At 39.7% G+C, this 23,615-nt stretch carries 19 protein-coding genes; 13 read left to right on the top strand and 6 right to left on the bottom strand.

The window, feature by feature from the left end; all coding sequences use genetic code 11:
- Positions 1-3 precede the first annotated feature (3 nt).
- Positions 4-288 (bottom strand): RNA recognition motif domain-containing protein, encoded by a 285-nt coding sequence (locus tag ACUXV0_RS02290; RefSeq protein WP_446191443.1) that lies wholly within the window; start codon positions 286-288, stop codon positions 4-6.
- A gap of 251 nt (positions 289-539) precedes the next feature.
- On the opposite strand from ACUXV0_RS02290, the gene ACUXV0_RS02285 reads away from it, so the two are divergent.
- From ACUXV0_RS02285 to ACUXV0_RS02245, 9 genes are all read left to right on the top strand, one after another.
- Positions 540-830 carry a rhodanese-like domain-containing protein gene (locus ACUXV0_RS02285; protein ID WP_446191442.1) on the top strand — a complete coding sequence of 97 codons (291 nt, stop codon included), beginning with the start codon at positions 540-542 and terminating at the stop codon, positions 828-830.
- 132 nt (positions 831-962) lie between these two features.
- Entirely contained in the window at positions 963-2,270 is a 1,308-nt protein-coding gene (locus ACUXV0_RS02280; RefSeq protein WP_446191441.1) for an FAD-dependent oxidoreductase, read from the top strand.
- A gap of 101 nt (positions 2,271-2,371) precedes the next feature.
- On the top strand, positions 2,372-3,220 hold the full coding sequence (locus tag ACUXV0_RS02275) for an MBL fold metallo-hydrolase (protein WP_446191440.1): 849 nt from the start codon (positions 2,372-2,374) through the stop codon (positions 3,218-3,220).
- 1 nt (position 3,221) lies between these two features.
- Entirely contained in the window at positions 3,222-4,097 is an 876-nt protein-coding gene (locus ACUXV0_RS02270; protein ID WP_446191439.1) for a S1 family peptidase, read from the top strand.
- 11 nt (positions 4,098-4,108) lie between these two features.
- Complete coding sequence (locus tag ACUXV0_RS02265; protein WP_446191438.1) at positions 4,109-4,876, top strand: patatin-like phospholipase family protein; 768 nt, start codon at positions 4,109-4,111, stop codon at positions 4,874-4,876.
- A gap of 85 nt (positions 4,877-4,961) precedes the next feature.
- Positions 4,962-7,112: a type IX secretion system periplasmic lipoprotein PorW/SprE gene (gene porW, locus ACUXV0_RS02260; protein WP_446191437.1), complete on the top strand. Its 2,151-nt coding sequence runs from the start codon at positions 4,962-4,964 to the stop codon at positions 7,110-7,112.
- Positions 7,113-7,232: 120 nt separating this feature from the next.
- Positions 7,233-8,930 carry a sodium:solute symporter gene (locus ACUXV0_RS02255; RefSeq protein WP_446191436.1) on the top strand — a complete coding sequence of 566 codons (1,698 nt, stop codon included), beginning with the start codon at positions 7,233-7,235 and terminating at the stop codon, positions 8,928-8,930.
- Complete coding sequence (locus tag ACUXV0_RS02250) at positions 8,920-9,609, top strand: response regulator transcription factor (RefSeq protein WP_446191435.1); 690 nt, start codon at positions 8,920-8,922, stop codon at positions 9,607-9,609. The genes ACUXV0_RS02255 and ACUXV0_RS02250 overlap by 11 nt, the downstream gene beginning before the upstream one ends.
- Before the next feature lie 13 nt (positions 9,610-9,622).
- Positions 9,623-10,993 (top strand): sensor histidine kinase, encoded by a 1,371-nt coding sequence (locus ACUXV0_RS02245; RefSeq protein WP_446191434.1) that lies wholly within the window; start codon positions 9,623-9,625, stop codon positions 10,991-10,993.
- Here the strand turns inward: ACUXV0_RS02245 and queG are convergent.
- Positions 10,990-11,922: a tRNA epoxyqueuosine(34) reductase QueG gene (queG, locus tag ACUXV0_RS02240; RefSeq protein ID WP_446191433.1), complete on the bottom strand. Its 933-nt coding sequence runs from the start codon at positions 11,920-11,922 to the stop codon at positions 10,990-10,992. The two genes, ACUXV0_RS02245 and queG, sit on opposite strands and share 4 nt — an antisense overlap.
- Before the next feature lie 132 nt (positions 11,923-12,054).
- On the opposite strand from queG, the gene ACUXV0_RS02235 reads away from it, so the two are divergent.
- The 4 genes from ACUXV0_RS02235 (at position 12,055) to katG (ending at position 16,834) form a co-directional block, all read left to right on the top strand.
- Complete coding sequence (locus ACUXV0_RS02235) at positions 12,055-12,444, top strand: hypothetical protein (protein WP_446191432.1); 390 nt, start codon at positions 12,055-12,057, stop codon at positions 12,442-12,444.
- A 130-nt stretch (positions 12,445-12,574) separates the two neighbouring features.
- Positions 12,575-13,123, top strand: a complete 549-nt coding sequence (locus tag ACUXV0_RS02230) for a nucleotide exchange factor GrpE (RefSeq protein WP_446191431.1) — start codon at positions 12,575-12,577, stop codon at positions 13,121-13,123.
- A gap of 57 nt (positions 13,124-13,180) precedes the next feature.
- Positions 13,181-14,341, top strand: a complete 1,161-nt coding sequence (gene dnaJ / locus ACUXV0_RS02225) for a molecular chaperone DnaJ (protein ID WP_446191430.1) — start codon at positions 13,181-13,183, stop codon at positions 14,339-14,341.
- Positions 14,342-14,656: 315 nt separating this feature from the next.
- Entirely contained in the window at positions 14,657-16,834 is a 2,178-nt protein-coding gene (gene katG / locus ACUXV0_RS02220; RefSeq protein WP_446191429.1) for a catalase/peroxidase HPI, read from the top strand.
- 62 nt (positions 16,835-16,896) lie between these two features.
- Here the strand turns inward: katG and ACUXV0_RS02215 are convergent, their stop codons facing one another.
- The 4 genes from ACUXV0_RS02215 to ACUXV0_RS02200 form a co-directional block, all read right to left on the bottom strand.
- Entirely contained in the window at positions 16,897-19,209 is a 2,313-nt protein-coding gene (locus ACUXV0_RS02215) for a TonB-dependent receptor (RefSeq protein WP_446191428.1), read from the bottom strand.
- Positions 19,193-19,741, bottom strand: a complete 549-nt coding sequence (locus ACUXV0_RS02210; RefSeq protein ID WP_446191427.1) for a hypothetical protein — start codon at positions 19,739-19,741, stop codon at positions 19,193-19,195. The genes ACUXV0_RS02215 and ACUXV0_RS02210 overlap by 17 nt, the downstream gene beginning before the upstream one ends.
- 140 nt (positions 19,742-19,881) lie before the next feature.
- Positions 19,882-22,866 (bottom strand): protein O-mannosyl-transferase family, encoded by a 2,985-nt coding sequence (locus ACUXV0_RS02205; protein ID WP_446191426.1) that lies wholly within the window; start codon positions 22,864-22,866, stop codon positions 19,882-19,884.
- Positions 22,867-22,970: 104 nt separating this feature from the next.
- Positions 22,971-23,600 (bottom strand): deoxynucleoside kinase, encoded by a 630-nt coding sequence (locus ACUXV0_RS02200; protein ID WP_446191425.1) that lies wholly within the window; start codon positions 23,598-23,600, stop codon positions 22,971-22,973.
- Positions 23,601-23,615: the final 15 nt, after the last annotated feature.

The raw sequence follows: 23,615 nt of genomic DNA, 5'->3' as shown, positions 1-23,615 counted from the left end.
CAATTAATATCTTCTACCGCCAAATCCGCCGCCGCCACCGCGATTCTCACGAGGCTCAGCTTTTTTAACTACGATTGTTCTTCCGTCTAACTCTGCCTGGTTTAGAGCATCAATAGCAGCCTGTGCTTCAGCGTCATCACCCATTTCTACGAAACCGAAACCTTTTGAACGGCCTGTTTCGCGATCCATGATAACTTTAGCTGAATCTACTGATCCGAACTCTTCAAATGCTTCTCTCAAACCGTATTCGTCTGTGTTGAAGCTTAATTTTGCAACAAAAATGTTCATTAAAATAAAATATTAGTAAAAAATAAGAGAGCAGGGACCCATTTGACAGGTTTATAGGAAAGGATTTCCGCAAAAGGCTATAAAACAAATAATACTCTACGCCGCAAATGTACACTATTCCAGTTATCAACTTAACTTTTTCTTAAATTATTAACAATTAATTGATAAACAGCCTTTTTGTCTATGTAACAGAGGTCACTTTCTCTTACTCAATACCTTACGACATTTGTAATCATCAAAACAGAATTAACATGAATGTACAAGAACTTATAGAAGCAAATAAAGGAACAATAGTAGACGTAAGAACTCTAGGTGAGTTCCAAGGTGGGCATGTGGCAGGCTCAAAAAATATCCCACTTGGAGAAGTGGCGGCCAGAGTAGATGAATTTAAGACCATGGAGGCTCCGGTAATCTTATGCTGTGCCTCCGGCAATAGAAGCGGACAAGCTACTGCGTTTTTGTCGGCTCAAGGCGTAGAATGTGTGAACGGAGGAAGCTGGCTAGATGTAAACTTTTACCAATCTCAATGTACAAGTAATTAATAAGGTTAGGGTTGATATACGAGAGTCTGGCTTCTTTGGAGTCAGACTCTTTTTTTATGCCTATGTAATACTTGTCACATTTTTTCCTGTTAAAGTTCAATTTCTTTAGGCTATCAAATAATAGAACACCCTATGAAAACAGAACACCATCAGGTTTTAATTATTGGAGCTGGCACTGCCGGAATCATGGTAGCCGCTCAATTATTAAAAAAAGATCGATCATTAGATGTGGCACTAATAGAGCCAGCCGACACTCATTACTATCAACCAGCCTGGACTCTCGTAGGTGCCGGAGCTTACAGTTACGATAAAACCGCCAAGCCCATGAGTTCAGTAATGCCAAAGGGTGTGAAATGGATCAAGGACTTTGCTTCTTCCTTTGCTCCAAATGAGAACTCGGTAACAACTAAAAGTGGCAATACCATAACCTATGACTTCCTGGTAGTGGCTCCGGGCCTAGTCTACAATTTTGACATGATTCCTGGCTTAAAAGAATCCATAGATAAAGGTGTGGTATGCAGTAACTACACCGATCCAAATCACACTTGGGATGTCATTAAAAACTTCAAAGGCGGAACCGCCCTCTTTACTCAGCCAGCCACCCCAATAAAATGCGGGGGTGCTCCTCAAAAAATCATGTACTTGGCTGAAGATCACTTCAAAAAAACGGGCATTGCGGATAAAACAGATATTGTTTTCGCTACTCCGGGGACCACCATTTTTGCAGTACCCGAAATCAAAAAGACCCTGATGGAGGTTATTGACAGAAAGAATATTAACCTAAGGTTCTTTCATAAGTTGGTAGAAATTGATGCTGAAAATAAAATTGCATGGTATGAAGTCACCAAAGAAGTAGAATCAGGAGGATGTGTGGTCATAGAAGATAGTAAAACTGATAAAGTTGACGCCAGTATTCAGCATAACTACAAGGATGTCAAAGTCGATATGAAAGATGGTCGATTTGGTATTCATTACGATATGATCCATCTGGCACCACCGCAGACCGCCCCTAAATTTATTCAAGATTCACCACTTGTGAATGATGCCAAATGGCTTGATGTGGATCATCAAACGATGCAGCACAATACATTCAAAAACATATTTGGCCTGGGTGATGTAGCTGCTTTACCTACCGCAAAAACCGGAGCTGCGATTAGAAAACAAGTCCCTATTGTAGTTGATAATATCCTTAAATTAATAGAGCATCAGGGAATAGGCAGTATGGCGTATAATGGCTATTCTTCCTGCCCACTGGTAACAGGGTACGGTAAAATGGTTCTGGCAGAGTTTGATTATAAAAACAAGTTTATACCAGATCCTAAACTAAAACAAATGCTCATCTCCGACTCCTCAAAAGAACATTGGAGGCTTTGGATGCTCAAAAAATACATGCTCCCTTATCTCTATTGGAACAAAATGATGAAAGGAGAAAACGTCTAACTTTTTGAAACAGCCGGCTCATTGACCGGCTGTTTTCTTTATGACGCCTTCTTGTTTTCGAGCTTGAGATTATAAATCTTCGTAGCTCTTAAAAATGAGCAATGCAATTACACGTAATAGATGCCGGGAATTTCAAACTTGATGGAGGAGCTATGTTTGGGGTGGTCCCAAAGACTTTATGGTCAAAGAAAATCCCCGCTGACGAGCTGAATTTATGCAGTTGGAAAATGCGTTGCCTACTCATTGAAATCGGGAATCGACTCATTCTAATTGATACAGGAATGGGTAAAAAACAATCTGAGAAATGGTTAGGCTATTATTTCAGACATGGAGAAGGCGACCTGATCAAATCAATCAGAGCTAAAGGTTTTCATGAAAATCAAATTACAGATGTCATATTAAGTCATTTGCATTTTGACCATGCTGGCGGAGCAGTGCAATGGAACGATTCAAAAGATAAGCTACAGCTTACCTTTCCCAATGCCAGATACTGGACTCATTCAGAACACTGGCAATGGGCTATAGAACCTAATGCCAGAGAAGCGGCTACTTTTCTAAAAGAGAATCTTTTACCTATTAAAGAACATGGTGCTCTTCAGTTTATTGACGGCAAGGAAAATGATTTGCCAGCCGAAATTGAACTACTAACAGCCAATGGGCATACAGAAAAAATGCTCATGCCTTTAATAAAGGTTGGTAAGCAGAAGGTACTCTTCGTGGCCGACACCATACCTTCACATGCTCATATTCATGTTCCTTGGGTAATGGGTTATGATGTAAGACCGCTTGAAACCATGAAAGAAAAAAACAAGATCTTAGAAAAGGCTGTTCAGGAAAACTGGCTGTTATATTATGATCATGATCCTTTTTTTGAGGTATCTCAAATTATTCACACAGAAAAAGGCTATAAACCAAATGGAGAAGGCCTTTTAACAGATTATTTCAATTAGCATGTTTGTCAAAGCGATAGAAAAAGCCAAAAAGTATACCCGGCCGGTTCATATGATCAGTCGGTATTTTGGCAATGACAAAGTCATACCCGGAGCAGCTACCTTGTTTTTTATCAATAAAGAAGGATACGCCCTCACCTGCAAACATGTAGTACAATCACTGGTCAATGCCGAACAAGTCAATAAAAGAAATACTCTCATTAATACCGAGAAGCATCTCAGTGATCTAGAAATTCAGCGAAAGTATAAGATAAGGCCGGGGGATTTGCTTGAGCAAAAAAACAGTTTTATTGACGCTATTGATAGAATGGACGGCTACACGGTTCATGTACATCCTGAATTCGATTTAGCTTTAATTAAATTCAATGGCTTCAAGAATTTGATGGTTACTGAGCTTGCTGTCTTCAAAAAGAGTAGTAACCAGATAAGAGAGGGTAAATTTCTTTGTCGTCTTGGCTACCCATTTCCTGAATTCAATAATTTCAAACTAAATAAAGTGAAGGGAGAAATTGAGTGGACTACTAACGGAAATAGTAAATCCCCCGTTTTCCCTATTGAAGGCATGGTGACTCGATTTATTGGGAACAAGAAAGGTCAGGTCTATGGAATAGAAATGAGCACCCCAGGTCTGAAGGGACAAAGCGGTGGTCCACTTTTTGACCCGAATGGTCTTATTTGCGGATTGCAAAGCAGAACCAAGCATTTGCATTTAGGTTTTGAAATTGAAAATATGGAAGTGCAGTCTGGCGGAAGTACAAAGACTGTAAGTAATAGCAGTTTCATCCACCTGGGCGAATGTATACATGTCGATATCATCAAAGACTTCCTAAGAAAGCATAAAGTTGACTTTCTGGAATCTGATGAAGAACTGGCGTAATTTTGTAAGGCATGAGTAAAAAGAAAATTGGTTTATGTCTTTCCGGAGGAGGTGCAAGAGGTTTTGCTCACCTTGGAGTTTTACATGCCTTTGATGAGTTAAAAGTACCTATTTCTAAAATTAGTGGATCCAGTGCCGGGGCTTTCGCTGCACTATTTTATGCTGCAGGATACACGCCAAAGGAGAGTCTTGAAATCATAATTAAAAAGAGGTTTTGGCAGTATGTAGCCTTTAGACCAACCAAGTTAGGTTTTCTTTCAATGGACAAAACCGCTGGCATATTTAGGAAATTGTGTCAGGAAGATAGCTTTGAAAGTCTCAAAATGCCAATTTCAGTCTGTGCCACCAATATCAGCAAGGGTAAAGCCGAATACTTTGAAAAAGGTGAGCTTATAAAGCCAGTGATTGCTTCAGCATCAGTACCCATCGCCTTTAAACCTATTAATATCAATGGTGACCTATATCTAGATGGAGGATTGAGTGATAATTTACCTCTGGAGCCTCTTGATGATTGTGACTACAAAATTGCCGTGAACGTAACTCCTTTCCACCCGCGTTTACCGGTAAAGTCAATGAAGACGGCCATTCTCAAATCCGTTTATATTTCTATTGATAACCAAACCAGAGCCAGGGCTAAAAAAGCAGATTTAGTCATAGAACCAGAAGGAATTATGCACTTCGACGGCTTTAAACTTCGTCATGCAGAGAAGCTATTTGAGACTGGCTATAAGTCTACCATAAAACTTCTCAAAGAAAACGGTATTGACACCTGGCAATAGAAAATGCTTATTTCTCCATTAAGTTGGCATCAAAATGGATAATTTTGAACCTTAGTGAACGTTGAAATCTCTAAAACCACATCGTTTGATTAAAAAGTTACTCATTCTGGTTCTTGGCATTCTGGTAGCCTCATGCTCTCAATTTAGCAACTCTCCTACCAGCAAGGCATGGCATAATCTAAATGCTAAGTATAACGCCTCTATCGATGCCAAAGATTACTATGACTACGCCATCCATAAGATTGATTCATCACAAATAGAAGACTACAGCAGGACCTTACCGATCCTTCATAAAATTGATTCTAATCATACAGTTATTTCCAAAGCAGAGCTTGACGAAGTCATAAGATTGACCTCTCTGGTAGCTGAGCGTCATAGTAACTCCAAACATTTGGATAAAGCCTATTTAACCTTGGGCAAGGCCAGAGTTTTCAAGGAAGACTTCTATAATGCTATTGAAGTTTTCAAGTACCTCAATTCTAATCATAAAAATGAGGAGTATCGTGATGCGGGTCTTATTTGGCTGATGAGGGCCTATATGGAAAATGACGAGTTCAATAAGGCCGAGGCAGTAGCACAGGAAATTTCGCAACTCAATTTATCGAAAGCCAATAAGGCCGATTTTTATCAAATAAAGGGGGCTTACCACCAGAGAAAAGGAGAAACTGCATTAGCCGCAGTTTTCCTTGAAGAAGCCTTAAAACACATGAAGAAGTCTACGAAAAAAGCACGTGGACATTTCATTGCCGGGCAATTATTTAAGGAACTTGGCAAAGGATCTCTGGCACGAGAAAACTGGAAAAAAGTGGTCAAAAATAAGCCAACATACGAGTTAGAATTCAACAGCGGTATTGCTCTATTGCTACAAGCCAGTGACTTAGGAGCGAATGCCAACGCCTCTTTCGCCAAGATGCTAGAGGATAGAAAAAATACCGACCTCAAAGACAAGATTTACTTCAAAATGGCCGAAGCCAAGGCAGAAAGCGGCAACTATCGTGAAGCGATAAAAGACTTTAGTACCTCAGTGGCTCTGGCTGAGGATAGAAATCAAAAGGCAAACGCTTACTTGCAAATCGCCGAAATCTATTATGGACCTCTGGCAAATTACTCCTCTGCTGCCGTTTATTATGATAGCACGCTTCAGCACATGAGCAGAACCTTCCCTAATTATGAGGCTGTGGAAGATAAATCTAAGTCCTTGACCAGATTTGTCAGTTATCAAAAAGTATTACGTACCGAAGACAGCCTTCAGCAGCTGGCCCAAATGAACCCATTGGCTCTTGAAGACAAAATAGAACAGATGATTAAGGCAGAGCAAGCCAAAGAAAAACGCCTCTCAGAAGAAGCCGCTGCCTTGAAAAAAGAAGAAGAAAACAGAGCAGTTTCCGGGAATAATAGAAATACTAACTCAGATGGATGGCTGTTTTATAACCAGGTAAGGCTTACCCGAGCCAGAACGGAGTTTATCAGAAAATGGGGAAACAGACCTTTGGAAGATAATTGGCGACGTAAAGAAAAAGAAGCCGGAAGCATAAGTTTTAAACTGGAAAAAGGAATTGTAGGTGTTGATGATATTGAAGAGGATCCGGGAGAAATAAAGAGAAAAGAAGAAGAGAAAAGAATGGCAGAGCTTGAGACTCAAAAGCAAGCCATGATTTCAAAAATACCTACTACTCCGCAGCAGATGGCTATTTCCAGGAGAAAACAAGAAGAAGCCTATTATCAACTCGGTAAAATTTACAGATTACAGTTCAATGAGATTGAGAACAGTAAACGCACTTTTGCCAAGCTGCTTTCTGACTTCCCTAATTCTCAGTACGAGCAGGAAGTCCTGTATTTTATGGCTTTGATGGCTGAGGATAAAAACACCAATCAATGGAAGTCTACTCTAATAGAAAAATATCCATTTTCGGGGTATGCCAGACAACTCAAAAGAGGGGAAATAGAGGTAACTGCTGATACAGAAAGCAACGCTGCCCGTGCTTATGAAGACCTTTATGCTGATTACAAAAAACAAAACTATCAGCAGGCACTTAAAAAGGCAGAAACAGCCCTTTATGATTATACAGGAACGAGCATCGAAGATAAAATAGCTATGCTCAGAATTATGCTTCTGGCTAAAACCGGAAATAATAATTCTTACCGTATAGCCTTAATGGATTTCATACGTAGTTATCCTTCAAGTAATCTAAAGCCCAGAGTTTCTGAAATGCTGGCAGCCCTAACTAAAAAATGAAATAATGGATAAGGAAGAAAAACCGCCAATACTAAAAACTTGGAATAACTTGTACATTTTAGTTTTGGCCGTATTGGTAATTCTGATCATCCTTTTTCATTTCCTAACTCAGTATTTTTCATGACCACCCTTGACTGGATCTTTCTCTGTGGTACCCTTGGTTTTATTATCTTTTACGGGATCTTCAAAAACAGAAGCAATAAAGACCTCGACGGCTTCTTTCTCGGAAATAAATCGCTGCCCTGGTATCATGTCGGTCTTTCTGTGATGGCTACACAGGCCAGTGCCATTACTTTTTTATCGGCTCCTGGTCAGGCATTTACTGATGGGATGCGTTTTGTGCAATTCTACTTTGGTTTGCCTTTGGCCATGATCGTTTTAAGTATAACGTTCATTCCCATTTTTCATAGACTTAAAGTTTACACAGCTTACGAGTACCTGGAAGGCCGTTTTGACAGCAAAGTCCGCGTGTTTACTGCTCTCTTATTTTTGGTACAGAGAGGTCTGTCTACAGGTATTTCTATTTATGCACCTTCCATTATCCTATCTACCATTTTCGGCTGGGATATCTTCTGGACCAATGTCCTCATGGGTGGTTTGGTTTTGACCTATACCTTAATTGGTGGTACAAAAGCCATTTCGTATACTCATATTCAGCAAATGCTGATCGTCACTTGTGCTATGGTATTTGCAGGTTATATGCTTGTGCATTTATTACCGGCTGATATTGGAGTGGTAGATGCCGTCAAAGTAGCAGGTAAGGCAGGAAAAGTGAATATTATTGATCTGGAGTTTAATCCTCAGGAAAAATATAACGTTTGGTCGGGCTTACTTGCCGGCTTCTTTTTACAGCTTTCGTATTTCGGGACAGACCAATCTCAGGTTGGTCGTTACCTTACGGCCAAAAGTATTACACAAAGTCGTCTTGGACTTCTTTTCAATGGTTTGGTCAAAATTCCTATGCAGTTTGGAATTCTGTTCATCGGGGTATTGGTTTTTGTATTCTATCAATTCAACTCAGCTCCTTTATTTTTCAATGAAGTAGAAACTGATAAACTGCTTCAAAGCGAGTATGCCGTAGAATATCAATCCCTTCAAAAAGAACATGAGATAAACGCCTCGGCCAAAACTGCCGAAATGTATCGACTACATGAAGCTCTAGAAGCGAACGACGAAGCAGGAATTGAAGCTTCCCAATCTGTCATTCTTGGTCTTGAGAATAAATACAAAGAATTAAAAAGTAAAGTCTCAGGTCTTATTGAAAAAAGTAACCCGGGAGGTGATTCCGGGGATGTCAATTACATTTTCCTCAGATTTATTCTGGATCATTTACCTCACGGTTTTATAGGTTTACTTATTGCCGTGATATTCTCTGCCTCTATGGGCTCTGTAGCTTCAGCATATAATGCACTAGCCAGTACCACCATGGTAGATGTCTTTATGAAGTCAGATAAGCGAGTAAGGTCAAAATCATCTGAATTGATGATCTCGAAATTAATTACTGTCTTCTGGGCCGTTTTCTGTGTGGTGGTAGCCTACTATGCCAATAAACTAGGAAGCAGTATGATTGAGCTTGTCAATGTATTAGGCTCATGGTTTTACGGAATCATTTTAGGAATTTTCCTGGTGGCTTTCTATAATAAATCCATCGGTCCAAGAGCTATTCTTTACAGTGCTATTATCTCTCAAATTCTCATAATCGTCATTTGGAAAGTGGAATTAGTGGCCTACCTTTGGCTTAATCCTATCGGCTGTGCACTAGTTTTTGGCTTTGCATGGTTTTTCCAGCAGTTTATCAGAGAGAAAAGTGAAGAGTAAGAAAATCTTAATTATTGAAGACGATCAGCGTATCGCCGAAACCATCAGCAAGGGACTTCAGGAGCAGGGAATGCTCACTGAGATTGCTTATGACGGCAAAATCGGTGCTCGTTATGCTCTCACAGGGAATTTTGACCTCATCTTACTTGATCTTAATTTACCGCAATTAAATGGCTACCAAGTAGCTGAAATGGTAAGGAAAGAGAATCAAGAAGTACCCATTCTTATGCTCACTGCCTTAGGAGAAACAGAAGATAAAATCGAAGGATTTGATAAAGGAGCTGATGATTATCTGGTAAAGCCTTTTGATTTCAGGGAGCTACTGGCTCGCATCAAATCATTGCTACGCAGAGGTAAAACCGCTCAGGAAGTAGAAAACTCTACCTTGACCCTGGCAGACCTGAAAGTCGATTTTGACGCAAAACTTGTTTTTAGAGGCTCGCAGGCTATTCAATTGACCCCAAAGGAGTTTGGTCTGCTTGAATATCTGATCAAGAATCAGGATAAGGTAGTCTCAAAAGCCGAAATAGCTGAAGCCATTTGGGACCAAAACGCCAGTCAAAGTCTCAATGTAATCGAGGTGTACATCAACTTCCTTCGTAAGAAAATCGACAAAGATTTTGAGCCGAAACTCATTCATACCAAATCTGGTATGGGTTATGTCATGCGTGTAGAATAAGTCTTGTATTGCTATGCAAATAAGAACTAAAATAGCACTTCAGTTTACGCTAATCGTGGCGTTTATTCTGGCCTTATTTTCAATAGCCATCTACCTACTTTCTGAAAACTACCGTCAAAAAGAGTTTTACAATAGTCTACGAGACAGAGCATTAACCACTGCCCGGCTTTTAATCACAGAACCGCAGATTGATCGTCAGCTACTGAAAGTAATTGATAAAAATACGCTGACCACACTTTACCCTGCTCAGGTATTGGTATTCAATGATTCTAACCAGGTAGCGTATTATAACTATGAAGCAGATACGGTTTACTACAGCCCAGAGCTACTAGATAGAATTCGGCAAAACCGATATGTAGAGACTGCCTTTAGTGCCAAAGAAGTCGTAGGTACGATGTATCAGGACACCCTGCAACAAAACTATGTGGTCTTGGCCCAAGCCGAGGATGTTTACGGTAAACAAAAGCTGGAGAACATTAAAGACACCATGATTGTCGGGTATTTAGGTGCTGTGGGTTTAACGGTTCTATTGGGCTTCTTCTTTGCAGGTTCATCTCTGAAACCAATTTCCAAAATCAATGAAGAGATCACTCAAATTACTGCAAATGACCTTCAACGAAAACTTGACACTGGAAATAATAAAGATGAAATAGCTACCCTGGCCGTCAATTTTAATAAAATGCTGTCTAGGATTAACCAATCCTTTGAGCTCCAAAAAAGCTTTGTATCTAATGCATCTCATGAGTTAAGAACCCCACTGGCTGCTGTGAGGTCTGAGATACAGGTTGCTTTGCAAAAAGAGAGAACCACGCCAGAATATCGTCAAATCCTACAATCCTTACTCTCAGATAATCAAAGACTTATCAAATTGACAAACGGTTTATTGCAACTGGCAAAGTCTGAAAATAATGAGGAAAAAGTATTGGATGAGAATGTGAGAGTAGACGAAGTACTCTTCAAAATTCAGGAAGAAGTTTTACATAATAATCCTCACTATCAAGTCTATATAGACTATGAAGAAATTCCGGATGATATCCACTGGGTTACCATTAAGGGTAAGATGACTTTACTACAAACCGTTTTTGGCAACTTGATCGATAATGCTTGTAAATATTCGGAAGATAAACGTGCAGAAGTTAGAATTAAAGCCAATAAGTCCAACTGTATCGTTTCTGTAAGTGATCGTGGGATTGGTATACCGGCAGAAGAAATTGAGCATGTTTTTGAGCCATTTTACAGGACCAGAAATGCCACAAGTTATACCGGTTCAGGTATCGGATTATCCATTTGTAAACGTATTGTAAAAATTCTGGGAGGTAAGATATCGGTTAAAAGTGAAGTCGGTAGAGGCTCAATGTTTATTGTGGTACTGCCACATATTTAATCCTGCTTCACAAAACCAATATTCCTTTGCAGACCTTTGAGCTTTGTTCTTTTGAGCGGTGATTTTCTAAAAAGCTCACTAAAAACCTCTTCTGTGATCTCTTCCCAGTCATTTTTCGACATTCCTTTCAGTTGATCACTCATATCGAACTCAGGTGTTTGATGCGGCTTTGAAAAACGATTCCATGGGCAAACATCCTGGCAAATATCACAACCGAAGACCCAATTATTCATCTTCCCCTTCGCCTCTTCAGGTATCGCCTCCTTTAATTCTATGGTGTAATAAGATATGCACTTACTACCATCCACTACATATGGTTCTACAATTGCATCGGTAGGACAAGCCTCAATACAGGCCGTACAAGTACCGCAGTAATCTCTGATTGGGCCATCAGGCTCTAAACTAAGGTCACAGATAATCTCACCGATAAAGAAAAAGCTTCCGGAATTACGATTTAGAAGATTACTATGCTTGCCGATCCAACCCAAACCACTTTTCTCTGCCCAAACCTTATCCATAACCGGAGCAGAGTCTACAAAAACTCTCCCGTCTATTGACCCAAATTCTTCCTGAATAGCGTTAAACAGAGACTTTAGTTTATCCTTAAGAACAAAGTGATAGTCTTTGCCATAGGCATATTTAGATATCTTATAATCATCATCACCCTCGCTAAGCCTTTCTGAAGGATAGTAGTTAAGCATTACCGAAATGACCGACTTAGCTCCAGGAACTAGTTTGGTTGGATCTAAACGCTTGTCAAAATGATTGGCCATCCAGGCCATTTCTCCATTATAATTTTTCGAAAGCCAGTCTTCTAAACGTGGAGCCTGCTCTTCCAAAAATCCAGCTTCAGATATGCCACAGAAATCAAAACCAAGCTCCTGAGCTTTTCTTTTGACAAATTCCGATCTCTGCGATAAGTCTAGCATCTGCTTCCTAACTCTAAATCAACAAGTGACTTAGTGTTATTATTTTGAGGATTATTACTATTTTTTCTGACTAAAGTCATATTTTTAAGTACGCAACTTTTAAAACTTGAGAATGATCAGAAGTGTAAAACTATGAAAGAGAACAAATACTACAAACCTTATCGGGTAAGTGCTACCGACTGGTTAATTACCCTGAATGATTTGAAGAAAAGGCTCGATCAATTTAAAGAAGATTTAGATGGCCTTATTGTCCTTAATAATGGGCAAGTCCGGAATTATGAATTCAATAAATTCATCACCCAATTTGCTATTCAGGAAAGTGTGCTCAAAAGACTTAAGAAAGCCATTATCAAGAAAAGAACCATTTTTGAAGGTAAATGGCGAGAAGACTATGAAGATCAATATCTGCTAGTCAAGAAACAAACCGATGACGCCATGAGGGTTATGATGCCCATTTTTGACAAACTCACTGAAGAATTTGATTCTTTTAAAAAAGAAGTCAATAGCAGATTGCTTGTTTGACCCTCCCCTTTTCTCTGACAATTTTTTGTTGAATTTTCTTACATGCAGTCATCTTCTGACATAATGACAGCCTTTAAGCATATGGTTTAATTCTTGATCTGTTTTGAGTGCTTTAAAAATCACGAAAAACATGTCAAAAAAAGATAGCAAAGAGGAAATACAGGAAGAATTGTCAGAAGAAAAACTGACAACTGAAGAAACGGCAGAAGAAAAGGAGCCGGAAATTGAACTGACTGAAGAAGAAAGGTTATCTCAGGAGCTGGCAGAACAGAAAGACAAATTCATAAGACTTTACTCAGAGTTTGAGAACTTCAGACGTCGTACAGCGAAAGAGAAGGTGGATATTGTTATGAATGCTTCTGAAAGTTTAATTAAAGAATTGCTCCCTGTTGTAGATGATTTTGAGAGAGCTCAGCACTCATTTGACAATGCGAAAGACATTGAAGCGATAAAGGAAGGTGTAGAGCTTATTTTCGGTAAACTGAAAAGAACTCTTGAAAGCAAAGGCCTAAAGCCTATGGAAGCAAAAGAGACCGACTTTGATGCGGAGCTTCATGAATGTATAACGCAGTTTGACGGAGGAGAGGATAAAAAAGGTAAAGTGATTGACGAAGTAGAAAAAGGCTATTATCTGAACGATAAGGTGATCAGATATGCTAAAGTGGTGGTTGGTAGTTAATCACAGGTAATAAATGAAGAAAAATTGACGATATGTCAATGATAAAATAGACAGAACATGTCACAGAAAAGAGATTATTATGAGGTACTGGGTGTTTCAAAATCAGCCACTGCCGACGAGCTAAAAAAAGCTTACAGGAAGCTGGCCATAAAATATCACCCGGATAAAAACCCGGATGACAAAGAGGCAGAAAAGAAATTTAAAGAGATAGCTGAGGCTTATTCAGTACTTTCTGATGATCAGAAAAAAGCCAGATATGACCAGTATGGACATGCAGGCATGGGTGGAGCTAGTGGCTTCGGTGGCCAGGGTGGTTTCTCAATGGATGATATCTTTAGTCAGTTCGGTGATATTTTTGGAGACGAAAGCCCTTTTAGTAGCTTCTTTGGCGGTAGCCGAGGCGGTGGTGGTGGTCGTAGAGGCGTTAGGAAAGGATCTGACCTTAGAATTAAATTAAAGCTTTCTCTTTCTGACGTTGCCAAAGGCATTGAAAAGAAGATCAAGGTAAAAAGGTATACATCTTGTAACACCTGCGGTGGAAATGGTGCGAAAAACGGCACATCATTACAGACTTGTGGTACCTGTCAGGGTCAAGGTCAGGTAAGAAGAGTTCAGCAGACTATGCTTGGGCAAATGGTATCTACCAGCACCTGTCCTACCTGTAATGGAGAAGGGAAAACTGTGACAGAAAGATGTGACGTTTGTTTCGGAGAAGGACGTCAATTGACAGAAGATCAAATCCAGATTAAAATACCAGCTGGTGTAGCAGAAGGAATGCAGTTAAGCATGAGTGGCAAAGGTAACGTGCCTGTAAGAGGTGGTGTAGCTGGTGATCTGCTCATTGTGATTGAAGAAGAGGAACATCCGGAATTAAAGAGAGACGGCAATAACGTCCTTTTTGATATGCCATTAAATTTTGTGGACGCTGTTCTAGGTAAAGAGGTGGAAGTACCTACCGTAGATGGCAAGGTGAAAATCAAAGTTAAAAGCGGGACTCAGGCAGGAGAAGTATTAAGACTGAGAGGAAAAGGACTACCAAACCTAAACGGATATGGCACCGGTGATCAACTGGTTCATATCAATATATATACGCCAACCTCTGTCAGTAGTGACGAAAAATCGCTGCTGGAGCAACTTAGAGATTCTCCAAATTTTGAACCGAAGAAAGGGACAAACAATAAATCAATCTTTGATAAAATGAAGGACTTCTTTCAATAAGTCCTTTACATCATAGTTCTATAATTAAAGTCGCCATTGCATGGCGACTTTTTTTTGCTTCAAACACTCGACTTTATTTAGTTGTGAAACTTTTAGCTGCTTTCGTTTACGCTGATAGGTTAATATTTTGTATTTTACAGGTATAATATTAGACAAAACTAAACATTAATAAATTATATCTATATTATGATAAAATTAATCAATTTGATCAATGTGTAAATTCTGTCTACGTTTGCATCAACAAAAAAATAGGTCATCTGATAAACTGACCTGGGCATATTTTCGAAACTATATTAAACAACAGCGTTATTCACTATGAAAGAACTAGGAAAATTAAACAGCGGGATGAAATGTCCTGTGATGCATGGTAGTATGACCGAAACAGGGCACAGTGTTACAGACTGGTGGCCAAAAACACTGAACCTTGACATTCTAAGTCAACATGACACAAAGACCAACCCTCTTGGAGAAGATTTTAATTACAGAAAAGAACTTGAGAAACTTGATGTAGAGTCTCTTAAAGCAGACATGCATGCTCTAATGACCGATAGCCAGGATTGGTGGCCGGCAGACTGGGGACATTACGGGGGACTAATGATTCGTTTGGCATGGCACTCGGCAGGTTCATACAGATTAGCTGATGGCCGCGGTGGTGGTGGAACCGGTAATATCCGTTTTGCCCCATTAAACTCTTGGCCAGATAACGCCAGCCTTGACAAGGCCAAAAGACTACTATGGCCACTTAAAAAGAAGTATGGCAATAGCGTCAGCTGGGCAGATCTTATCATTCTAGCAGGGACTATCGCTTATGAAAGCATGGGATTGAAAACTTTCGGTTTCAGCTTTGGTAGAGAAGATATCTACCACCCTGAAAAGGATACTTACTGGGGAGCAGAAAAAGAATGGTTGGCTCCTAGTGACAACAGATACGAAAACGTAGAAAAACCTTCTACCATGGAGAATCCTCTTGCTGCAGTGCAAATGGGACTAATCTATGTAAACCCTGAAGGCGTAAACGGAAAACCAGATCCTCAAAAGACTGCCGATCAGGTAAGAGAGACGTTCAAAAGAATGGCCATGAACGATGAAGAAACTGCAGCCTTGACAGCTGGAGGCCACACGGTAGGTAAAACTCATGGTAATGGTGATGCCGGAGCCTTAGGACCAGAGCCAGAAGGTGCAGATGTGGAACTTCAAGGTCTTGGATGGGCAAACCCTCACAAATCTGGTAAAGGAAGATACGCTGTAACCAGCGGCTTGGAAGGTGCTTGGACTACAGAACCAACAAAATGGGATGGTGGCTATTTCAGCATGCTATTAGACCACGAATGGGAAATTAGAAAAAGCCCAGCTGGTGCTCAACAATGGATGCCAATTGACATCAAAGAAGAAAATATGCCGGTAGATGTGGAAGACCCATCTATCAAAACATACCCGATGATGACTGACGCAGATATGGCTATGAAAGTAGACCCTATTTACAGAGGTTACATGGAGAAATTCAGAGAAGATCACCAATACTTCTCCGAGACTTTCGCTAGAGCCTGGTTCAAGCTAACGCATAGAGACATGGGACCAAAAGACCGTTATTTCGGCCCTGATGTACCTGCAGAAGATCTGATTTGGCAAGATCCTGTTCCTAAAGGAAATAAGGATTATGATGTGGCAGCTGTAAAAGAGAAGATTGCAGCATCTGGTTTAAGTATTGCTGAGTTAGTTTCTACAGCTTGGGACAGTGCTCGTACGTACAGAGGCTCAGATATGAGAGGTGGTACAGACGGTGCCAGAATCAGACTAAACCCTCAGAACCAATGGGAAGGAAACGAGCCTGAGCGTTTAAACAAAGTACTTTCAACTTTGGAACCTATCGCAGAAGAGGCTGGAGCTAGTTTGGCAGATGTCATTGTACTCGCGGGTAATGTCGGGGTAGAATTGGCGGCTAAGAACGCTGGTCATGATATTGAGGTGCCATTTACCACAGGTAGAGGTGATGCTACTGATGAAATGACCGACGCAGAATCATTTGAACCTTTAGAACCATTGGCTGACGGATTCAGAAACTGGTTAAAGAAAGATTATGTAGTTAGTGCCGAAGAGATGCTGCTTGACCGTAGTCAATTAATGGGTCTTACGGCTCCTGAGATGACTGTGTTGATCGGTGGAATGAGAGCTATGGGAACAAATCATGGTGGTACCAGACATGGTGTATTCACAGATAATGTAGGTTCTCTTACCAATGACTTCTTTGTAAACCTAACAGACATGGGTAACACCTGGAATCCTGTAGATAATGGTCTTTACGAGATTCGTGATCGTCAAACCAATGATTTCAAGTGGTCTGCTACAAGAATTGATCTCGTATTTGGATCAAATTCTATTTTGAGATCATATGCCGAGATTTATGCACAGGATGGAAGTCAAGAGAAATTCGTCAATGACTTTGTTGCTGCATGGACCAAGGTCATGAATAACGGTCGATTTGACATAGACTAAATAAATGATAAATTGATGTTTGAAAGCCCGAATCAGTATGGTTCGGGCTTTTTATGTGATTTCTAAAACTCCCACTGAACTCTTATACTGATGTTCCTCCCTAACTCATCGGCGAAATAACGCTGTCTGTTCATATAATCTCTGTATGACTTATTGAACAAGTTCTCTCCTCTTATAGAAAAGTGTAATCCCGATTGGCTTAAAGGAATAACAGTATGAATTTCAGCGTCAAATAGTGTATATGTACTGGGAGGTGGTACAAAATCCTGATCATTGAGATAGTTCCTCTGCTCAAAAACAGTTTTGCACCCAAAAGCTAAATTGGTGTTTTGCAGTTTAGCTACAGATGGAAGCGATACCTTCAGCTGATGGTGGATATTATTTGGTGCCATATACACAAGGGGTATTCCTTCAGTTATATTTTGACCTTTCAAAACAGCAAACTTCCCTATATATCTGACAAACTCTTTAGGCTCAAATGAAACCAGGCCATCAAAGCCATGAATAAAAGCATCTGTCTGCGAATAATTAAACAAAGGAAATGCACCTCTGATCGTTAACTGAGGTTCTTCTGCAGGCTTTAAATAAATGAAGTCATTCACCCTTTGAGCGTATCCTATCAACTGAATGAATAGCTTGTCCTGAAAATTGAAATCCCCAGAAAGAGTAAGCTTAACCGACTTCTCCTTATTCAAATTAGCATTCCCATATTCTAAACTACTGACTCCTTGGTGTAGACCAGCACTATAGAGCTCATTAATAGCAGGAGCCCTTTCTATGTAACCTGTATTTAAGTGTAAAGAAATTGGCTGAATGGGTTGAAAGCTAAATCCTCCAGCTACATTGACATTCGTATAATCATGTTGAAATCTTTCAATTACCCTTGGTATATCCCTTGAAATGGTCACAACATTGTACTGATTCAACAACAGGCGACCGCCCAGCTCATAAAGCCACTTATTTTGCTCTTTTTGTAGTGTAATGAATGCAGCTTCATTTGACTGATAATAATCAGGAATAAGTGGTAAAATACCCGTTTCCGGCTGATTCGTGTTGTCAGTCAGAGATCCATGGACTCCTGTTTTAAGGAATACTCCAGAAACGGCTTCAAAATCATAAACAGCATCAAGCTGCTGATTTAATTGCAATAGGCTAAGAGCAGGTATGTCGCTTCTACCGCTTCTTCTTACATCAAACTCCTTTCTATTATTAACCTGTGCGGCATAGCTTAGCGATAACTTTCTATTTTGACCCCACTGCCTTTCTGTAGATAACTTAGCCAAAAGATGCTTTACTTTCTGCTTTGGAGCATCAATGACATAGCTAAAATCATCCTCCGTGTAAAATGGCACTTCTCTATTAAAGCTCAGTTTCAGGTCTGTCAAATTCCCAATATGAGCACCTCTTAGAATACCTATAGTACTATTGAAAGTGCTTAGATATACAGACTTGTTCCATTTTTTTGTTCTGTCAAACTCAAAAAAGAGAGATCCATTTAACTCTTCTTTTCCGCTATTATTGAGATAATAATCGGGAGTACTCCTATCTCCTATTTTCTTTGATGTCAAGGTGGCTCTAAACCCATGATTTTCTTTCCCTTTTTCAAGCTCCAGATTTAAAGTCGCACCATTTCCGTTCGTTTCAAAAACAGAATTCAATTGACCATGAAGGTGTGGATCAGTTGAAATGGAACCCGGTTCTATCAGGACAACACCTCCAAGTGAATTACCTTGATATGCTAAAGCCCCCACTCCTTTTATAACTGAAATATGATCGGCGGCAAAAGCATCGATTTCAGGAGCATGATCATTTCCCCACTGTTGACCAGCCTGAGCCACACCATTATTCAGCATGGTTATTCTATTACCATACATTCCGTGAATTACAGGTTTAGAAATTCCCGAGCCCGTATTTAGGGAACTTACACCAGCGATTTCTTCTATGACTTTGGTTAAATCCAGATTACTTCGCTGGCTGATCAGATCTTTATCAATAGTGCTACTATTCTCTATAGTTAACTCTCGGGCATCTCCATGCACCAAAACTTCATCCATCAGCTCCTCATGATGATGCAGATACAGGTTTAAAACAGTATCTCTTTTTACAGAAATAAAAATTCTTAATGGCTCACAACTCACATGTGAAATCTTAAGGTGAGTGGTACCGGCACATAAACCATCAAAAGCAAAAAAACCTTCCTCGTCAGCACTGGTTCCCTGGCCATTACTTTCGAGGTATATAGAAGCAAAAGGTAACGGTTTGCCCGTTACCTCATCTATTGCTTGTCCGTGAAGTTTTATTGAACAATTATCTTGACCAGTGACCAGAAAAGGCACCAGAAAAAATAAAAAACTAAGTCTATTGAATAATGACATCAAAAGTTACCTCAATATCTGTTTCACCACCAGCATTGGTGATATCGCCGCTGGCTACACCTGTAGCACTTTTGGCTGGTTCATGTCTCAAAGTTATGGTTAATTGTCCATTTGAGGCAGCACCTGTTGTAAGTGTTGAACTTAAACCTACCGGATTTCCGTCACCGTCTTGGTCTGTGTAAACTAAAGTAGCATTCAGACCAGAAACAGCGAAGAAAAATTGATGTTCGTTATCCTCTTCTTCAATTTCCTCGTTAATGCTCTCTGCCGGAGATTCCAATTCATTTAGTAGATCCAGACTACCATTATAGGTCGTATTCGCTGCCAAAGTTCCTACAGTGTAAACTGGAGCATTTCCACCATCACCATCTAAATCCTGAAACTTAAAAATGACATCTTCTCCCCCATTCACCGGAGATAAAGTGTAAATAAGTGTAGTAATAAGCTCTTCTTCATTCGGGATAACCGGGTCTTCTTTTTCACAGCTTGTAAATCCGATAACGATAGCGGTGAAGAGAATTAATTTTTTCATTCTTTATGTTTTAGTTAAATGCAACAACAGTGCAAAAGTATAAAACATTTACATAATGCAACAATGTTGCAGCTATAATTTTGCAAAAAAATAACCCGTCCAATTCTGAACGGGTTACTAAACTCAAAAGAGAAAAAATTCTATTGTAAAGCTGCAGAGTGTTTCTCGTAGACTTTTCTGTATTCAGCACCAAGAACCTGATCATCTCTGTCTGTAATGCTTACAATCATATTTAAGTCCCTTAGATTACTTTGGATAAAGTTTTGAACGTTATCAAAACCCCACTGTTTATAATCACCAGTTTTACTCTTCTCAATAAAATATGTCAATTCTTCATCAGCTCTTTTTACAATCACGTCTGTTATGGCTTTAGCCTTTTCAGGTCTGTCGATAGCGTAATAGAACGTAGCAAAATTTGCCGAAAGCTGATCATACGGAATAGACTCGTGAGGCATTACTTCCAGACATTTGTCTAAAACCTTTTCTGCTCTCTCATTATCTCCTTCTCTTACTAATTGATCAGCAAGTCTCAAGAACGAGTATCTGGCTGTGATGATAGGTACTTTAAGATAAGTTTCTGAGTCATAGTAGACATCTGTATTATCAAGATTTTCCCACTCAAATTCATTCATCACTTTGTTATACATCACTTCTGTATTCACAATACCATCTCTGGCACCAGGAATTTGCACAGGAGTAAGTCTATAAGCGTAACCTTCAAGCTGTAAATGATCTTTCAAGTTCAGATAAGCACTTGGAGCAAGTGTGCCACCGAAATAAATAGGTCTTTCCCAATCATTATGAGCAATGATATCAAGAACCATCAAATCATTCTTCAATAAATCTCTCTCTCCAATTGACCATTTCATAACACCGGTTAAGCCTGGCTCAAATTCTTCAGGAATAAAGCCAGCTGCCTTCACTTTTTCCGGATCATACTCCAGGAAAAGATTCTGAGAAGGAAGAGTGTTAATCATATCACCTGATGAAACAGCCATCTGAATGGCTCTTTCGTTATTTCTAACAAGGCTAAGATATTGCTTCAGGTTAATACCCGCTTTTACTTGCTCATTCGGGTTTTCTACAAAAGGAATCTGATCATTAATACCCTTCAAAACCTGATCTTTCGTAAATGATATTGGTAAAGCCTCTGATTCGTAAGTCTTACGCTTCATTTGGTCTATATACCAGTCTGTACCTAATAAACTTAAGTTACAAACTCTCACATCAGTTCTGACACCTTCTACCTCCTGAGCATACCAAAGAGGGAACGTATCGTTATCCCCACCAGTAAAGAGAATGGCATTAGGGGCAACCGAATTCAGCAAGTTCTTGGCAAAATCTACCTGATGGACTCTATCAGAACGATCGTGCCCATCCCAGGTTTGGGTCACCATTTGTATAGGCACCAATAATCCTAAAGCTGAGGCGATACCTGCCTTCATTTGACTATTCTTTAAGAACTTCATAGCCCAATGGTAAAGACCCATGACACCTAGACCTACCCACATGGCGAAAATGTAGAAAGACCCCACATAGATATAGTCTCTTTCTCTAGGCTCTACAGGTGGAGAGTTCAGATAAACTACCAGCCCCATACCTGTAAGCAGGAACAAAAGAGTCATTACTATGAAATCTCTATCTCGTTTTAGGTATTGGTATAACAAACCTAAAATACCTAGAAGTATCGGAAGAGCGTAAAAATTAGTTCTTCCTTTATTATTTTTTAAAGAGTCTGGCAAATCACTATCTGCTTCAAAAATGGCCGTAGCAGATGAGCCTTCAACGTCACTGGCTCTTCCCCAGAAATTCCAGAGGAAATAACGCCAGTACATATGACCTAACTGGTGAGAGAACATAAACCTTAAGTTATCCCCCATTTTCGGCGTTTGTGCTTCATTCAAGCCAAGCTTGCTTCTATAAAGTCTAACATGATTAGGATCTTGAGACCAGATTCTTGGCAATAACATTTCGTTAGCCCAAGAATATTGCGGCGTATAATCATAGATTTCGTACTTCTCCTCTCCCATTTTATAACTCGGAGCACCCCTATCAATAGCCGTAAGCTTTGAAGAGAAAATCGGACCGTAGGTTAAAGGACGGCTACCGTATTGCTCTCTTTTCAGATAATAGGTAAAACCAAGTACGTCACTAGGGTCGTTTTCATTGATCGGCGGATTATAATTTGACCTTACCAATGCAATAGTATAGGTAGAATAGCCTACCAATATAAATGCAAAAGAAAGTAAGGCGGTATTGACCCAAACTTTACCGGTTTTTGAAGTTTTATTGATTCCCCAAACTAACGCAGCAATCAGAGCTACGATAAAGAAAATCATCCCGGAACCGTATGGTAAACCAAAGGAATTCACGAACAATTTATCAAACGAAAAACTAAGAGACGGAATACCTGTAATAACACCTACCATCACAATGACCAAAACAAGTAAACCAGCCAGGAAGGCAATGATTCCACCTGTCCAGGTAATTTTCTTGGCTTTCTTGTAATAAATCCAGATACCTAAAGCCGGAATAGTCACTAGATTTAGAAGGTGAACTCCGATAGATAAACCAACCAGATAAGCGATAAACACCATCCATTTATTAGATGCCGCTTGATCTTCTATCAATTCCCATTTCAAAACTGCCCAGATTACAATGGCAGTAAAAAATGACGACATACCATATACTTCAGCCTCAACTGCCGAAAACCAGAAAGAATCTGACCAGGCATAAACGAGAGATCCTACCATACTGGCACCAAGTACCTGAATAGTATCAGATGTGGTAAATTCTTCTATTTTTTTCCCAATGATTTTTCTGGCCAGCATTGATATACTCCAGAACATAAATAGAATAGTAAATGCACTGGCGAGCACCGAAAGCATGTTAATCATGAAAGCCACTTTCTCTACATTGCCTGCGGCAAAAAGAGAGGCTAACCTTCCTAAAAGGAGATAAAAAGGGGCTCCAGCCGGGTGCGGAACTTGTAGTTTATAGGCACAGGCAATAAACTCTCCACAGTCCCAGAAACTCGCCGTAGGTTCTACGGTTAGTGAGTAAGTAATAAAGGCGATAAGGAAAGCAGCCCATCCACCGATATTGTTTAGCTTCTTAAAATCCATGTGATTTAATTAATTGGATATTCTTATAAATTGATTTTAGGGATATTGGTGTCAAAATAACAAAATTCAATCCAAAGGCTTTTCATAAGCCTCTTTAATAGTTGTTAAATCTTAAGTTGTTTCCCAAGATTGACATTTTGCTCTATTTGCTTAGTGATGTATGTAAAGTGATCTTCATTCCCAACGAAATCCAGCTCGTTGACATCTATCTCAATCAGTTTACCGTGATCATATTTCTCAGTAAAAGATTCATACAATACATTTAAACTTCTCAGATATTCGGGATCAATACTCTCTTCATAATCTCTTCCTCTCTTTTTGATTTGGGTCACTAGCTTAGGAATATCAGCTTTGAGGTAGATCATTAAGTCAGGCGGGGTAATAGCCTGCATTATGGTTTCAAAAAGAGACCTGTACGTCTGAAAATCAGTATCATTCAATAAGCCAGACTCGTACAGATTTTGAGCAAAGATGTAAGCATCTTCATAAATCGTTCTGTCTTGAATAATGGTCAGATCTTCTTTTGATTTGATTTTTAAAACCTGCTCAAAGCGACTATTGAGAAAGAAAATTTGCAGATGAAAAGACCACTTTTTCATATCACCGTAAAAAGGAGCCAGGTATGGGTTACCATCCACCGCTTCATAATAGACTTCCCAGCCATAATGTTCAGCAAGCTTTTCTGCTAAAGTTGTTTTTCCGGCACCGATGTTCCCGGTGATGGCAATGTGCATAGAGTAAAGGTCTTT

This window comes from Jiulongibacter sp. NS-SX5, from assembly GCF_052828545.1.
The sequence above is the reverse complement of the archived record's forward strand: the minus strand, read 5'-3'. Positions and strand labels throughout refer to the sequence as shown.

Excerpts from the sequence above, each read along its gene's own strand:
- ACUXV0_RS02230 (WP_446191431.1), top strand. The coding sequence starts at position 12,575 with ATGTCAAAAAAAGATAGCAAAGAGGAAATACAGGAAGAATTGTCAGAA.
- dnaJ (WP_446191430.1), top strand. The coding sequence starts at position 13,181 with ATGTCACAGAAAAGAGATTATTATGAGGTACTGGGTGTTTCAAAATCA.
- ACUXV0_RS02235 (WP_446191432.1), top strand. The coding sequence starts at position 12,055 with ATGAAAGAGAACAAATACTACAAACCTTATCGGGTAAGTGCTACCGAC.
- ACUXV0_RS02275 (WP_446191440.1), top strand. The coding sequence starts at position 2,372 with ATGCAATTACACGTAATAGATGCCGGGAATTTCAAACTTGATGGAGGA.
- katG (WP_446191429.1), top strand. The coding sequence starts at position 14,657 with ATGAAAGAACTAGGAAAATTAAACAGCGGGATGAAATGTCCTGTGATG.
- ACUXV0_RS02285 (WP_446191442.1), top strand. The coding sequence starts at position 540 with ATGAATGTACAAGAACTTATAGAAGCAAATAAAGGAACAATAGTAGAC.
- ACUXV0_RS02200 (WP_446191425.1), bottom strand. The coding sequence starts at position 23,600 with ATGCACATTGCCATCACCGGGAACATCGGTGCCGGAAAAACAACTTTA.
- queG (WP_446191433.1), bottom strand. The coding sequence starts at position 11,922 with ATGCTAGACTTATCGCAGAGATCGGAATTTGTCAAAAGAAAAGCTCAG.
- ACUXV0_RS02270 (WP_446191439.1), top strand. The coding sequence starts at position 3,222 with ATGTTTGTCAAAGCGATAGAAAAAGCCAAAAAGTATACCCGGCCGGTT.
- ACUXV0_RS02255 (WP_446191436.1), top strand. The coding sequence starts at position 7,233 with ATGACCACCCTTGACTGGATCTTTCTCTGTGGTACCCTTGGTTTTATT.
- ACUXV0_RS02265 (WP_446191438.1), top strand. The coding sequence starts at position 4,109 with ATGAGTAAAAAGAAAATTGGTTTATGTCTTTCCGGAGGAGGTGCAAGA.
- ACUXV0_RS02280 (WP_446191441.1), top strand. The coding sequence starts at position 963 with ATGAAAACAGAACACCATCAGGTTTTAATTATTGGAGCTGGCACTGCC.
- ACUXV0_RS02215 (WP_446191428.1), bottom strand. The coding sequence starts at position 19,209 with ATGTCATTATTCAATAGACTTAGTTTTTTATTTTTTCTGGTGCCTTTT.
- ACUXV0_RS02205 (WP_446191426.1), bottom strand. The coding sequence starts at position 22,866 with ATGGATTTTAAGAAGCTAAACAATATCGGTGGATGGGCTGCTTTCCTT.
- ACUXV0_RS02210 (WP_446191427.1), bottom strand. The coding sequence starts at position 19,741 with ATGAAAAAATTAATTCTCTTCACCGCTATCGTTATCGGATTTACAAGC.
- ACUXV0_RS02245 (WP_446191434.1), top strand. The coding sequence starts at position 9,623 with ATGCAAATAAGAACTAAAATAGCACTTCAGTTTACGCTAATCGTGGCG.
- ACUXV0_RS02290 (WP_446191443.1), bottom strand. The coding sequence starts at position 288 with ATGAACATTTTTGTTGCAAAATTAAGCTTCAACACAGACGAATACGGT.